This window comes from Halomonas sp. SIMBA_159, from assembly GCF_046536035.1.
Taxonomy (GTDB): domain Bacteria; phylum Pseudomonadota; class Gammaproteobacteria; order Pseudomonadales; family Halomonadaceae; genus Vreelandella; species Vreelandella venusta_A.
Map to the genome: position 1 here is coordinate 95,994 of NZ_JAWJBT010000013.1, position 13,074 is coordinate 109,067.

The 13,074-nt window shown below is 54.0% G+C and carries 10 protein-coding genes, 1 tRNA gene and 1 pseudogene; 7 read left to right on the forward strand and 5 right to left on the reverse strand.

Going from position 1 to position 13,074, the window contains the following annotated elements; all coding sequences use genetic code 11:
• Positions 1 to 196 precede the first annotated feature (196 nt).
• Positions 197 to 865 carry a 7-cyano-7-deazaguanine/7-aminomethyl-7-deazaguanine transporter gene (locus tag R0J87_RS10340; protein WP_044629142.1) on the forward strand — a complete coding sequence of 223 codons (669 nt, stop codon included), beginning with the start codon at positions 197 to 199 and terminating at the stop codon, positions 863 to 865.
• 16 nt (positions 866 to 881) lie between these two features.
• Positions 882 to 1,685 carry an alpha/beta fold hydrolase gene (locus tag R0J87_RS10345; protein WP_498885978.1) on the forward strand — a complete coding sequence of 268 codons (804 nt, stop codon included), beginning with the start codon at positions 882 to 884 and terminating at the stop codon, positions 1,683 to 1,685.
• Here R0J87_RS10345 and R0J87_RS10350 read toward each other — a convergent pair.
• Together R0J87_RS10350 and R0J87_RS10355 are read right to left on the reverse strand one after the other, a co-directional pair.
• Complete coding sequence (locus R0J87_RS10350) at positions 1,666 to 3,051, reverse strand: 3'-5' exonuclease family protein (protein WP_498885980.1); 1,386 nt, start codon at positions 3,049 to 3,051, stop codon at positions 1,666 to 1,668. The two genes, R0J87_RS10345 and R0J87_RS10350, sit on opposite strands and share 20 nt — an antisense overlap.
• A gap of 51 nt (positions 3,052 to 3,102) precedes the next feature.
• Complete coding sequence (locus R0J87_RS10355) at positions 3,103 to 4,266, reverse strand: ABC transporter substrate-binding protein (RefSeq protein WP_498885982.1); 1,164 nt, start codon at positions 4,264 to 4,266, stop codon at positions 3,103 to 3,105.
• A gap of 160 nt (positions 4,267 to 4,426) precedes the next feature.
• Between R0J87_RS10355 and R0J87_RS10360 the strand changes: the two genes are divergently transcribed.
• From R0J87_RS10360 to R0J87_RS10370, 3 genes and pseudogenes are all read left to right on the forward strand, one after another.
• Positions 4,427 to 6,133, forward strand: a complete 1,707-nt coding sequence (locus R0J87_RS10360) for a potassium/proton antiporter (RefSeq protein ID WP_498885984.1) — start codon at positions 4,427 to 4,429, stop codon at positions 6,131 to 6,133.
• 58 nt (positions 6,134 to 6,191) lie between these two features.
• Positions 6,192 to 6,282 (forward strand) — tRNA-Ser (locus R0J87_RS10365).
• Between the two features lie 309 nt (positions 6,283 to 6,591).
• Positions 6,592 to 7,115 (forward strand): annotated as a pseudogene (locus R0J87_RS10370) (M48 family metallopeptidase).
• A gap of 50 nt (positions 7,116 to 7,165) precedes the next feature.
• Here the strand turns inward: R0J87_RS10370 and R0J87_RS10375 are convergent.
• Complete coding sequence (locus R0J87_RS10375; protein ID WP_498885985.1) at positions 7,166 to 7,759, reverse strand: TetR/AcrR family transcriptional regulator; 594 nt, start codon at positions 7,757 to 7,759, stop codon at positions 7,166 to 7,168.
• A 202-nt stretch (positions 7,760 to 7,961) separates the two neighbouring features.
• On the opposite strand from R0J87_RS10375, the gene R0J87_RS10380 reads away from it, so the two are divergent.
• Together R0J87_RS10380 and R0J87_RS10385 are read left to right on the forward strand one after the other, a co-directional pair.
• Positions 7,962 to 8,519, forward strand: coding sequence for a carboxymuconolactone decarboxylase family protein (locus R0J87_RS10380; RefSeq protein WP_498885986.1), 558 nt, complete (start codon positions 7,962 to 7,964; stop codon positions 8,517 to 8,519).
• A 507-nt stretch (positions 8,520 to 9,026) separates the two neighbouring features.
• Positions 9,027 to 11,039, forward strand: a complete 2,013-nt coding sequence (locus tag R0J87_RS10385) for a sensor domain-containing diguanylate cyclase (RefSeq protein ID WP_498885988.1) — start codon at positions 9,027 to 9,029, stop codon at positions 11,037 to 11,039.
• 134 nt (positions 11,040 to 11,173) lie between these two features.
• Here the strand turns inward: R0J87_RS10385 and acuI are convergent, their stop codons facing one another.
• Positions 11,174 to 12,154: an acrylyl-CoA reductase (NADPH) gene (gene acuI, locus R0J87_RS10390; protein ID WP_498885990.1), complete on the reverse strand. Its 981-nt coding sequence runs from the start codon at positions 12,152 to 12,154 to the stop codon at positions 11,174 to 11,176.
• Between the two features lie 45 nt (positions 12,155 to 12,199).
• Positions 12,200 to 12,928, reverse strand: a complete 729-nt coding sequence (gene acuR / locus R0J87_RS10395) for an acrylate utilization transcriptional regulator AcuR (protein WP_498885992.1) — start codon at positions 12,926 to 12,928, stop codon at positions 12,200 to 12,202.
• Positions 12,929 to 13,074 lie beyond the last annotated feature (146 nt).

Genomic DNA, 13,074 nt, shown 5'->3' on the forward strand with positions numbered 1-13,074 from the left:
CACCTTTTCTGCCACGTAAAAACCATTCACAAAACACGCACAAAGCCGTCCAACCCCATGGGCGGCTTTGTGCGTTCAATTTCATGCTTTCTTTTATTACCGTGAGGAACGCGTATAATGCGCGCCCCAGTGGCGCTCAACGCGCTTTTTCGAGGGTTCCCTAACCCCTCTATCAACCAAAAAAAGGCCAATCTGCATGTTTGCTTTAACCGACGCTCAGCATCGCCGTTGCCTCATGGTAATGGTCGCCTTCCATATCGCCATCATTGCTGCCAGTAACTATTTGGTGCAGCTGCCGTTCACGCTGTTTGGCTTTCATACCACCTGGGGCGCGTTCAGCTTTCCGTTTATCTTTCTGGCCACCGACTTAACGGTGCGCCTATTTGGTAAAGGGCCAGCTCGCACGATTATCCTACGCGTGATGTTTCCGGCGCTGTTGGTATCGTACGTGGTGTCAGTGATCTTCCCACGCGGTAGCTTTGCCGGGATCGAGGCGCTCGGCGAGTGGAACCTGTTCGTTGCCCGCATTGCCGTGGCCAGTTTCCTTGCTTACGTGCTTGGCCAACTGCTGGATGTGCAGGTGTTTGATCGTCTTCGCCAGTGGGCGTGGTGGGTCGCGCCAGTGTGCTCGACCATTTTGGGCAATCTTGCCGATACGTTTGCCTTCTTTGCCACCGCCTTCTATAACAGTCCTGACCCCTTCATGGCTCAGCACTGGGTAGAAATTGCCGCCGTCGACTACGCCATTAAGCTGGGCATTAGCCTGCTGTTCTTCCTGCCGCTCTATGGTCTGCTGCTTGCCTGGCTAACGCGCCGTTTAGTGGTATGGACAGGCCAAGACGACGCTGCGCCACGAACCGCTTAATCGATAAGGAATGAGCATGACTGACCAAGCCCCCGTGGATCTCTATGTAATGGATTTGCCCGCTGAGGTTGACGCTGATAGCCAGCCGCTTGTGGTGATTCATGGCTTGCTCGGCAGCGCCGATAACTGGCGTTCGCATTTGAAGGTTTGGCAGCGTAAACGCCGGGTAGTGGCGGTGGACCTACGTAATCATGGCCGCTCACCCCATGCAGAAGGCATGAGCTATCGCGCCATGAGCCAGGATGTGCTGGCAGCGCTGGATAAGTTGGGCATCGAGCAAGCGCATATTTTAGGCCACTCCATGGGCGGCAAGGTGGCGATTACACTGGCACGCCAAGCGCCACAGCGCTGCCTCTCATTGATGGTAGCGGATATTGCTCCGGTGGCTTATCAGCATGGCCATGACGATGTGTTTGCCGCGTTAGAGCAAGTCAGAGAAGGTAAGCCCACTAACCGTCGCGAAGCGGATGCCTTGCTAGCAGAACACGTAGATTCTCGCCCCACACGGCTATTCTTGGCGACTAACTTGGTGCGTGACGAGAATGGCGTGATGGGCGTGCGGGTTGGTCTGGATGAAATTCAACGCGGCTATGAAGCCATTATCGGGCAGCCCGATGGTGATTCCCCGTTTGAAGGCGCGACGCTGGTACTGCGCGGTGCCGATTCCCACTACGTGAGTGACGATATGCTGCCAGCGCTGCGCGAAGTGCTGCCTCGTGCGCGGCTGGTCACGCTCAAAAACGCTGGCCACTGGCTGCATGCTGATCAGCCCGAAGCGTTTCAGCAGGCCATCGACGCCTTTATAGCGGCGCAATCGTAAGCTGATGCTGCTCCGGGGCGTTTAAAAAACGGTTCAGTATGCGGTAGGTATCTACATCAAACTGCGGCGCATCGCCTTTTAGCGTTTGCGCGCGTCGCTTGGTAGTGGTGCTTCCTAAGTAGCACCAGTGGTCAACCACATGGTGCGCTACCGGACCGCCTTTGCGACTCTGTTCGCGAACCACAATTCTCCCAGGCCACGGCCAGGCGCTAACCTGCAGCTTGGTAAGCGCCAGTTGTGCCCGCTGTGTATGCTCTTCAATCTGCTCTTGCTGGCAGCACGCCCCACGGCATTTGCCTAGCTGGTGAGCAAAGCAGCGGCCCTTGCCTTTCTCTAATCCCAATACCTGCGGGCACAGCTGATGCTCTTCAGCAATACTGCGCAGCGCCTCTTTGGCTTCTTTTGCACTTCTAAATAGCCCAAACAGCTTGCCCGGCTGGGGCTGGCTGATGGCTTTGCCGCTCACCAGCGTGGGGGCTGGCGCGTCGCTCGGCCAATACCACGTTTTCAAGCTGCCTTGGCGGCGCAGCTGACGATTCATAATCGGCATCAGCGTTTTCACGAGCTGCGCTTCCCGCAACTGCGCGCTTAAATCACCGGCGGTCTCTTCCCACTCGATGTGCTGAATCTGCTGGGCAAGCCGCATCTCTTTGTCATCTTGATGATCACGCTGAAAATGTCCGAGCACTCGGCTACGTAGATTAATGCTTTTGCCCACATAGAGGGGCAGACGGTTATGGCCATAAAAGAGATACACCCCAGGCGCACTGGGCAGGTCGGTTAACTGCTCGCTAGAGAGGTGGGCTGGCAGGCTGCGGTGGCGCTGCTCATCGGCAAGAGCCGCCTGCCAAGTCTCCGCATCGTGGTCGCGCTGCCATAATTGCCATAATTCCCATAGCGCCGTGGCATCATCCTCTGCCCGGTGCTTGCGAGCGCGCTGGATATCAAAATGGGTCAGCAGGGCGGCAAGATTATGCTTGGGCAGCGTTGGGTTTAAGCGTCGAGAAACCCGCAGGGTACAGATCAGTGTGGGCCGGTAGGTATAGCCTGCCCGCTTAAATTCGTTACGTAGAAAGCTGGCATCAAAGCGTGCGTTGTGCGCTACCAAGCAGGCGGTGCCCAGCCATGCTAGAAGCTCTTCTGCAAGGGTGGCAAACGTTGGGGCATCCGCCAGCATATCGTCGTAAATACCGGTGATCTGGCTAATATGGGCGGGCACGCTGGTGTTTGGGTGAACCAAGCTAGTAAAGCGGTCAATCACCTTACCTTCTACCACCTTCAGCGCTGCAATTTCAGTAATGCGATCCCGGGTGGCGCGGGTGCCGGTGGTTTCCACATCGATAAACACTAAGGGGGTATCGTGCATGCTGCTCCCGCGTGTTGGAAGGTGTTGCACAGCTGTGCATGAGAGGATGGGCTAGCGATCCATCAACGACGCATGGGGGTTCACCGCTAGCCGAGCCACAGGGAGGGCGCTAGTGGTCACGCCTTTGCTCAGCAAGTAGCTCTCAAACGCGGCATAGCGCCGCTCATCCAGCGCGGCGGGGCTTAACGCAACGCGGCGCAACAGATCCTCCCACGCTCCTTGGTTAACGGGATTATCCAGCACAGGGTGAGTGGTGGTTAGCAGCGTCCAGGCGTCTTCAGGATGCTCAATCATCCAGTTATTGGCTTCTTCCAGTGCAATCAGCACCCGCGACCATGTGGTGGCACGGCTGGCAACGGCGTCGCTATTAGCCAGCAAAATGAGCCCGTCGTGGCGAGGAATATCGATATCGCTGTAGCGCACCGTATGGGTAACAATCCCATCGGAAGAGAGCTGCTGCGGTAATGTGTGGAAGAAGCCATCCGCAATGGCGTCTACTCTGCTCGAACGTAGTGCATCGGCGGCATCAAAATGGATGCTTTCGGGCGGTACAAAGTCATCAACCTGACGCACTGAGCGGGGCAAGAGCTGCTCCACCAGCACATCGCGACCTTCTCGGGTAGAAAAGCCATAGTGTAAGTCGGCTAGTTCGTCCTCAATCGCCCCCATAGTGGGCGGCGCTTCACCGGCTACAATCACAGCGTTTAAGGGTGTTTCAATCAGCGTTGCGATGCGTGTAATAGGCGCGCCATCGTGGGCATGCAAATGCAGTAGCGGCTGGCGAGTAAGCGCTAAATCCACCTCTCCAGCCGCTAGTAGCTTAATAGCAATGGAGGGGTCTGCTGGAGTTAGTAGTTCAACTTCAATCCCTTGCGCGGCAAACAGGCCTCTTTCTTTGGCCACAATCAGCGCTGCATGCTGGGGACTCAAGTACCAATCCAACATTAACGTGAGCTGTTTTAACGGTGGCGGGTCTAGAGGCGGTGGGGGAATCACGGCCATGCTTGGCGCTTCTTCAGGCTCGTCCGCTGCGTTCTGAGTGTCGGTGGGCCAAAGCCCTTCAGGAAGCGTGATAGGGCTCTCTAGATTGAGAGGTGTCTCGGCGGCAACTGACTCACGCTCTTCATTTGCGTAAGTCGCTGAAAATGAAAATAATAAAAAAAAGACCAATGACAGTGCTAGCAATGAACGGCCACGCAAAAAAGCGTTCAACATAACCTCAACTCCCGATGGTATGACGGCGGAGTTTAGCTTTCAGGCAAAGCGCCTGGCTAGCCCTTTGCATAAACCCTTTGCACAAACCAAGCGAACACGCTCAGTAAATTCAGCACTGGCATGCAATAATAGAACGGCATTGATGTAGAGACGGAGAGACATGGACGCAATTTATACGTTCTTCCTGGTAGGTGGTTCCCTTATGGCCCTCAGCATCTTAGCGAGCCGCCTTTCATCGATGATGGGCGTACCGCTGCTGCTGATTTTCTTGGGCCTTGGCATGCTGGCAGGTGAAGAAGGCCTGTTAGGTGTCGAGTTCGACGACTACTCGATGGCTTTCACCATCGGCCACCTAGCGCTGGCCATGATTCTGCTGGATGGTGGCTTACGTACACGTCTTAAAACGTTCCGTGTGGGTTTCCGGCCAGCGCTGTCGCTGGCGACTCTTGGCGTCTTTATTACCAGCGCCATCGTCGGCGTCATTGCCATGTGGGTCTTCGATCTTTCATTAGTGCAAGGGCTACTGGTGGGGGCGATTGTGGGCTCTACCGACGCCGCCGCCGTTTTTTCAATGCTAAGCGGCCGCGGGGTCAACTTAAACGAACGGGTAGGGGCCACGCTTGAAATTGAATCGGGCACCAACGACCCGATGGCAATTTTCTTAACACTCATGTTAGTAGAGCTGCTGGTAGGAGATATTGGCGGCATCCCTGACACCCTCCTGTTCTTTATTTCTCAGTTCGGTATTGGCCTCGCCGTAGGTATTGGTGGCGGCTGGCTAAGTGCCAAACTGCTGCGCTGGCTGGATTTAGCTCCTGGCCTCTATGCCATGCTGGCACTGGCGCTTGGCTTTAGCGTATTCGGGCTAACCAGCGTGCTGGGCGGTAGCGGTTTCTTGGCGATCTATCTAGCGGGTTTGATGATTGGCAACCAGCCGGGACGGCACCTTAATTTTATTTTACCGGTGCACGATGGCCTCGCTTGGCTCAGCCAGATCGGCCTATTCCTGGTGCTGGGCCTACTGGTAACCCCCAGCCAACTGTGGGAGGTGGCTCTGCCCGCTGGCTTTGTCGCTCTGGCGCTGATTTTCGTGGCGCGCCCGATTGCGGTGCTGATTACCATCAAGCCTTTTTTTAAATTCCGCTGGCGAGAAACTTTCTTTATTGCCTGGGTCGGCCTGCGCGGCGCGGTTCCAATTGTACTGGCCATCTTCCCGGTGATAGGTGGGGTAGAGAACGCCTCGCTCTATTTCAACGTGGCCTTTGCGGTGGTGCTGATGTCGCTGCTTATTCAGGGCGGTTCACTGACGTTGATGGCGCGCTGGCTAAGGGTCGAAGTGCCGGTCGGCACAACGCCCAACCGCCGAGGCCCGCTGGGTATTCTGCCGGATAACGACTTCGAGATGTTCGTTTACGTGGTTGAAAACGAAGATCTGGAAGACATCCCTATTCGCCTGCTCCGCTTCCCCTCTGGCGCGCTGATTTCAGCGCTGTTCCGCAATCACGTCATGCTGCACCCTAAAGGCAGCACGCGGTTGAAGCTAGGCGATGTGATTTGCGTGATTGGCCGCACGGAAGATCTTGTCGCGCTCAACCGGCTGTTCAATGGCGACGCCAAGCTCAAGCAAGAGCGCGCCTTCTTCGGTACCTTTACCTTAGATGGCAGCGCGAAGATGCAAGATATTGCGCAGGCCTACGGCTTAACCCTGAGCCCCGGCGAGCAGGATATGACGCTATCAGAATTTGTTTCGCTACGAGTAGGTGGACACCCGGTCGTGGGCGACGACATTGATTGGCATGGCATCCATTGGGTCGTCAGTGAGATGGAAGGCGGCGATATCACCCGTGTCGGCTTAAGGCTCTACTAATTTATTCAAAAGGCGTTGACTTACAAGGGGAAGCTGTTATTATACGCACCCATAAGCCGGAGGGATGGCAGAGCGGTTGAATGCACCGGTCTTGAAAACCGGCATAGGTTAATAGCCTATCCAGGGTTCGAATCCCTGTCCCTCCGCCAAGTATCACGACTAAGCCGCTGATTTCAGCGGCTTTTTTGTGTCTGAAATTTAGCTAGCCCATACCCCGGCCCATACTTTGGTTATGGCTCTCATTGAGCGGAACAGGACATTTTTGGATGCTTCTCTTCCAGGCTTCTTGTTATTTACGCTACAGGTAATGTTCAAAACTAACTGATTATTGCTTTGCTCACATGCCCACGCCGCCAAACTTGTCTAACTACTTTGTGGGGGCGTAGTGCCCGGCGACACCCAGCTAGAAAAGATCGATCAGCTGTTGGCCCAGCAAGCGGCGCTGGATCAAAGAAAAAATGGCGCTACACCAGCTGGCCGCACCTGCCAGCAGTCGAGAATTTGTCTCCGGTGAGGCGTTCCCTTACCTAGGGCGTAACTATCGCCTAAAGATAGAAACCGGTGCCTTTACTCCGGTAAAGCTGGTACACGGCAGGCTGCTGATTACGCTGCCCCAGAGTACCCAACGCCCATCCATGGTGCGCAATGCCTTGGTACGCTGGTACAAGCGCCAAGCCGAACAAAAAATAAAAGAGAAAGTAACGCGCTTTGCCCCCGCTGTGGGGTATCGCCCATGGGCGTCGGCATTCGCACGTTTAAATCACACTGGGGCAGCTGCACCGCCAAGGGCAAGCTGGAGTTTAACTGGCAGATCATGATGGCCCCAAATCGCATGGTGGATTACGTGGTGATGCACGAACTCTGCCACCTCATCCGCCACGACCACTCCCCCGAGTTTTGGCATGAGCTAGGGCGGGTGATGCCGGACTATCCGCAGTGTCGTGAGTGGTTGAGGGAGCATGCGGAGAGGGTGAGGTTTTGATGCTATCTATTCTTCGATCTCTCAAGTACTCACACCGCAGATAGGTGGACTTATGATCTAAGGTCTTCTATCGACTGCGCCATATCCTCAGCCAAAGCATGCACTGATGCGCTGCATACATCGCGTTGGGCAAACGCCCGCAATCCCATGACATCCGCTTGAAAGCGGCGACCCAATCTTGCGGGATCGTATTGGGTGTCTAGTTCTCCTAGCCGTTGTGCAGCCGTAAATTGCTGAGTGAAGCAGTTCTCCATGCCTGTGAGTAACTCGTTTGCCTTCTGACGTGCTGCGTGCTCACGCTCTCCTAGCTCCAGCACGCTTTTGACGAGCAAACAGGCTCGACAAGAGAGCTCTTGCTCAGAAAGCTTGCCCAGTTGACGAAGGTAGGCCGCTAATCCTAACAGCGGAGAATCATATCCGCTGAGAGTGCGCTGAAGCTCACGTAGTGCCATTCGTGCATAGCGCTCTAGTGACTCCTGAAAAAGGGCATCTTTGCTCCCAAAGGCAGCATAAATACTGCCTGGACGCATATCGAGGGCTTTTTCCAGGTCTTTGAGTGAGGTGGCGTGAAACCCTTTGCGCCAAAAAAGTTGTAGCGCACGTTCCAATGAGTCTTGTCGGTTATGCAGGGTAGCGCGAGGCATCAGTATGTCCAACGGGTGGAAAAGTAAGCATATTAATTTGAGCGATCACTCAATTTTATCTTGAGCAATCGCTCAAGTACAGCTACAGTCTTGTTCGATGAAGGCCTTACCCATTGCGTCTTTTTTTGAGTGATCACTCAAAATCATGCTATTGCCTTTGGCAAGACATCTTTTTTGTTGAGTTAAGTAAAGGAGTCGTTACATGACCGATTTTACGCTTCACGATAAGCAGAACGCCCCACAACCCAGCCAAAAGCTATTGGATACATCGATCCAAGTATTCGGCATGATCCCTGGCTTACACGCCGTCATGGCTGAAGCGCCGGGGCTATTGGAGGGGTATCAAAAGCTTCACCAGCTAGCGCTGGATAGCAGTTTTGATAAGGAAGAAATTACCGTGGTTTGGCAGACCATCAATGTTGAACATGCCTGTCACTACTGCGTTCCTGCACATACGGGCATTGCGAAATCCATGAATGTGGACGATGCCATCACTGAGGCGCTGCGAAACGAGACTCCGCTTCCCACAGAGCGTTTAGAAGCGCTACGTAATTTTACGCTTTCCGTGGTGCGTGGTCGCGGCAACGTAGATGAAAATGGCGTGCAGGCCTTCCTTGCGGCTGGCTTTACAAGACGTCACATTCTTGAGGTCGTACTTGTTACAGCGCAGAAAGTCATGAGCAACTATACCAACCATCTAGCTGACACGCCGGTTGATGAACCCTTCAAAAAATTTGAGTGGCATAAGGCTAATCAATAAATGTATCGAGAGAAGCGGCGCTCCAGCGTCGCTTCTTGTTTTTGGAATAAGGTTATTTAATAGTGGCGACACTATTCAAGATCTTGAATACAAGAAAAAAGGCTCCTGCTGGAGCCAATAAAAGGGAACAAATCAGAAGGAATTAGGCCTTCCATGGTGGGGTGACATCCTTGTCTAGAGGCTTCATGCCACAACATGGATTAATCTAGACGACATTTTGCGCCGCATCAAATTAGTTATCCATGGTTTAGCGCGTGCTGTCATTTCTACTCTGCAGAGTCGTCTGGTCTACTACGCTCCTTACTCGCTCTGTTGTCATGATATTCCAGTGCTCAATCGTTCATGTAGCGCCATCCCCATCGGCCAGTGCCGAATCAAGCTTGCCGTGAGCATTTTTTGAAACGTCAGCTAATTCAGCACTTTTTCAACTGTTATGATAGCTAGACTCCTTTATAAGAGATAGGCGATACGCGATCGCGTGGAACCTTCGCCTGCTAGGTACCGTTCATGACATCGATATCGAATAACACCATTGCTCCAAGACGTCGCGTACAGCACTCGCTCCTGCGCATGATCACAATCCCCTTCGCGACGCTACGTGGACGCTTGGTCGTTGGGGCCGTGGTGCTTTGGGGTCTGCTTTGCCTAATCGTACTTGCGTTTGGCTGGCAGGCGGGCAAGTTCCTGGTGAATGAAACCAACCACCAGCATCTGCGCTACGAGGCAGAGCTCATTAGCCACTCCATCACGCGACAGGTGAATGAGCGCTTCAGCGAACTGGAACGTTTGGCAGAGAGGATGTCGCTTCCCAGGCAAGGAGCTCTACTCGAACAGCACGCGTACACGATGGAGCCTCTCTTTGAAGCGCTGCTGGTGTTTGATTTAAGCAGCGATGTCGTGGATGAATGGCCTGCCGACGGGGGGCGGAGCGGTAACAACTTTGCTGATCGTGAATACGCTCGGTTTATGCATGCGTTCAAAACGCCTTATGTCAGCGCCCCCCTGGTTGGACGCATTACTAACACGCCGCTAGTCCTGATGCTGGTTCCCCTCCACGATGACGCGGGTCGCTACACAGGTTTTCTAGGTGGCTTGGTTGACCTTAGGCAAAGCCAGCTGTTTAACAGCTTTGATCAGCTCCGCTTAGGTGATGGCGGCTACGTGACGATTACAACAGCATCTGGCCAACGTATTTACGCTCCGTATCAGCAAGAAGCCATTGTCACACTACCTGACACCATTTCACCCGACTTGGAGCAGGCGTTAGATGGTTGGGAAGGCGAGAGTGTGGGACGGTCTTTGGCTGGCGAATCCCAACTGGTCGCCTATCGGCAAATATGGCCTGCGAACTGGATCGTAGGCGTACATCTGCCGCAAACCCAAGCCGAAGCCCCGCTGGTGGCGGGCATGAAGCAAATTACTATTTACGTCTGGGGCGTACTCGTACTGATTTTACCCTTGGTGTGGGGAGTGATTTGGTTAGCTTTACGCCCGTTGGCGCATCTCGCTCGGCAGATTCAAGAACTTCAAGACGGGCACCGCGCTGTGCTGACTATCCCCACCACGATGAAGGAGCTGCGCCGCGTTATAGATGTGATTAACAGTACCGAAGCTGCACGCCAAGCAAGCTTGCACGACTTAGCGGAGAGGGAGGCCTTGCTGAGAGGAACCTTATCCGCGTCGCCTCAAGGTACGTTCGTGACGAACCCTCGGGGTCAACTGACCTTTATCAACGACGCGCTGCACGAGATCTTAGGTGAGGAAACACCCCGCAACCTGCAAGACTGGAGCGACCGCATTCATCACGATGACCGCCCAGAGGTAAGAACCGCTTGGTTACGTAGCCTCGTTAAACAAACGGATTTTGCGCGTCAGTTTCGCTTCTTGAATACCGATGGAGAGATGTACTGGTTAGATGTGCAAACAGCGGCTGTGCGTGTCGATGATCAGTTTATTGGCACCGTGGGTACGGTACGCGATATCACTCAACACCATCACGACTATGCTCAGAAGCGCTGGGAAGCAGAGCATGATCCTCTTACCCATCTACTCAATCGTCGCGGGCTGACGAGGCATCTTGAAGAGTTGCTGATGCAGTGGCAGTCCAAAGACAAACCGACCGCCGTCATGCTGTTTGATTTAGATCGTTTCAAGCCAGTCAACGATCAAGGAGGCCATGCGTTAGGCGATCAGATGCTTCAACAGATTGCGCGTATCGTACAGAGCGAGATTCGCAGCAGTGACTATGCCGCCCGCCAGGGGGGGGATGAATTTGCCGTGTTACTGCCGGGCTGTACGCCCGCACGGGCGCTCACCATCGCCGAATCTCTGCGTGCCAGTATTGCCGCTAGCTTTATCGAAGCGGAGGGTCATCAATGGCAAGTCACCGCCAGTATCGGGGTCAGCCATTTCCGCCCAGAGGATATGACGATCGACGATGTGCTCAACCGCGCTGACGCTGCGAGCTATCGCGCAAAGCAAAGCGGACGAAACAGAGTCGAGGAAGATGTTAATGTATAGCAGGCAAACTCAATCTTTATTTCAAAGCCGATAGAGAAGGCAATTTAACAAACAATAAAGTTCCCACTCTTAGGATCGGCGTGGCCGCAGATCGCTCAGTTAAGCGCCGTGCGGCCCCCACCCACGTTATGAGATCAGGCCATGTTGACGACCACTCTTCCCCTGACCTTACCTGCAAGCAGGTCTTCTGCGACGCTAATGGCTTGCGTTAGGTCGATGGGCCGAGTAATCGCTTCCAATTGATGAGGACTCAGTAGCTCTCCTAAGCGACGCCAAGCCTCGACACGGTGAGCCAACGGTCTCATGACGCTATCGATACCCGCGAGCGTGACACCGCGTAAAATGAAGGGGGCAACGCTGGTGGGTAAATCCATCCCCTGAGCGAGTCCACAGCACGCCACGGTGCCGCCATACTTGGTGGAAGCTAGCACATTGGCAAGGGTATGGCTGCCCACAGAGTCAATGGCCCCCGCCCACCGCTCTTTGGCCAGTGGGCGTCCGGGTTCGGAGAGTTCACGACGGTCTATGACACTCTCAGCTCCCAGCTCGACAAGATAGGGTGCTTCCTCTTGACGCCCCGTAGAGGCAACGACGCGATAGCCTAAGCGAGCCAGCAGCGTAATCGCGTAGCTGCCCACGCCGCCGCTCGCGCCGGTGACCAAAATTTCTCCTTGGTCAGGCGTAACGCCGCGCTCTTCCAGTGCCATGACCGCTAGCATTGCTGTATAGCCTGCTGTGCCAATGGCCATCGACTGATAAGGCGTAAACGCTGACGGCTGTGGAATGAGCCAGCGGCTGTCTAAGCGCGCCTTCTCGGCCAATCCCCCCCAATGCTTTTCGCCTACGCCCCAGCCGTTAAGCAGCACCGTATCCCCTGGCTTGAAGTCAGGCGAGGCGGAATGCTCGACGACCCCTGATAGATCAATGCCGGGCACCATAGGAAACTGCTTCACCACCGGCCCTTTGCCTGTAATGGCCAAAGCGTCTTTGTAGTTAAGCGTACTGCAATGCACGCTGACAGTAACGTCGCCTTCAGGTAACGATGCTTCGTCCAGCGAGGTAATGGCTACCTGCTGCTTACCCTCTGCCTTATCGATCAGCAATGCTTTGAACATGTTGCACCTCTTTTGTAGACGTCCGTCTATTAAATGATAAAAAAATTACGGAGATATTCCGTCTAAAAACGTATCCAGAAAGGTATCGAGTGGGCGCGTTTGCGCTTCAAGACGCGCACGCATGACAGCACCTTCCCAACCAATCCAAAAAGCCTCAGCGAGTCGATCGCAATCTGCCGAAGAAATGATGCCACCCAGTCGTTGGGCTTCACGTAAACATACCGCTAGTCGTTGTTGCCAGTCGGTCAATATCGCTTGCAGGCATGTACGATAGCCCTCGGGAAGACCATTCACTTCTTGACCCAAGTTGCCGACCAAACAGCCGCGCTGAAAATCGTGACGCTGCATGCCTTCCTTGGCATCTGCTACGAAAGCTTTGATACGCAACAACGGTGGTAGCGTGTCGTTGAGCAAATGACGATCCAATTTTTTGGCAAAGTAGGCGCCGTAATGCTCTAAAACGGCGTAACCAAATGCCTCTTTACTGGAGAAGTAGTAATAGAAAGACCCTTTAGGAACGCCGACGCGCTTGAGGATGCCATCGATGCCTGCATTGGCAAACCCCTGCTCCGTCAGCACTTCGGTCCCGCTTCTAATCAACGCCGCACGCGTATCCACATGATGATGTGGATGCTTAGGAGGGCGGCCACGTCGCTTGATGGGAGAGGTATGATTCATAAGAAGCAATATAGACTGTCCGTCTATAAAATAAAACCCATGAGTCAATCTTTGATTTGATAATTGAGTAGGCATCGCTAAAGAAAACGAAGTCACGTTCACAGCTATTAATGAGAAAGTGTTCAAAATGCTTAAAAAAACAGATGCACAAAAAGTGCGATGCTATCGCATGGCCAGTTGTGACCCCATCTATTCTCCACTAAGATCAACCTATCCCCCCTGGGGGGATATGTGGCGTCGCA

Excerpts from the sequence above, each read along its gene's own strand:
- R0J87_RS10340 (WP_044629142.1), top strand. The coding sequence starts at position 197 with ATGTTTGCTTTAACCGACGCTCAGCATCGCCGTTGCCTCATGGTAATG.
- R0J87_RS10345 (WP_498885978.1), top strand. The coding sequence starts at position 882 with ATGACTGACCAAGCCCCCGTGGATCTCTATGTAATGGATTTGCCCGCT.
- R0J87_RS10350 (WP_498885980.1), bottom strand. The coding sequence starts at position 3,051 with ATGCACGATACCCCCTTAGTGTTTATCGATGTGGAAACCACCGGCACC.
- R0J87_RS10355 (WP_498885982.1), bottom strand. The coding sequence starts at position 4,266 with ATGTTGAACGCTTTTTTGCGTGGCCGTTCATTGCTAGCACTGTCATTG.
- R0J87_RS10360 (WP_498885984.1), top strand. The coding sequence starts at position 4,427 with ATGGACGCAATTTATACGTTCTTCCTGGTAGGTGGTTCCCTTATGGCC.
- R0J87_RS10375 (WP_498885985.1), bottom strand. The coding sequence starts at position 7,759 with ATGCCTCGCGCTACCCTGCATAACCGACAAGACTCATTGGAACGTGCG.
- R0J87_RS10380 (WP_498885986.1), top strand. The coding sequence starts at position 7,962 with ATGACCGATTTTACGCTTCACGATAAGCAGAACGCCCCACAACCCAGC.
- R0J87_RS10385 (WP_498885988.1), top strand. The coding sequence starts at position 9,027 with ATGACATCGATATCGAATAACACCATTGCTCCAAGACGTCGCGTACAG.
- acuI (WP_498885990.1), bottom strand. The coding sequence starts at position 12,154 with ATGTTCAAAGCATTGCTGATCGATAAGGCAGAGGGTAAGCAGCAGGTA.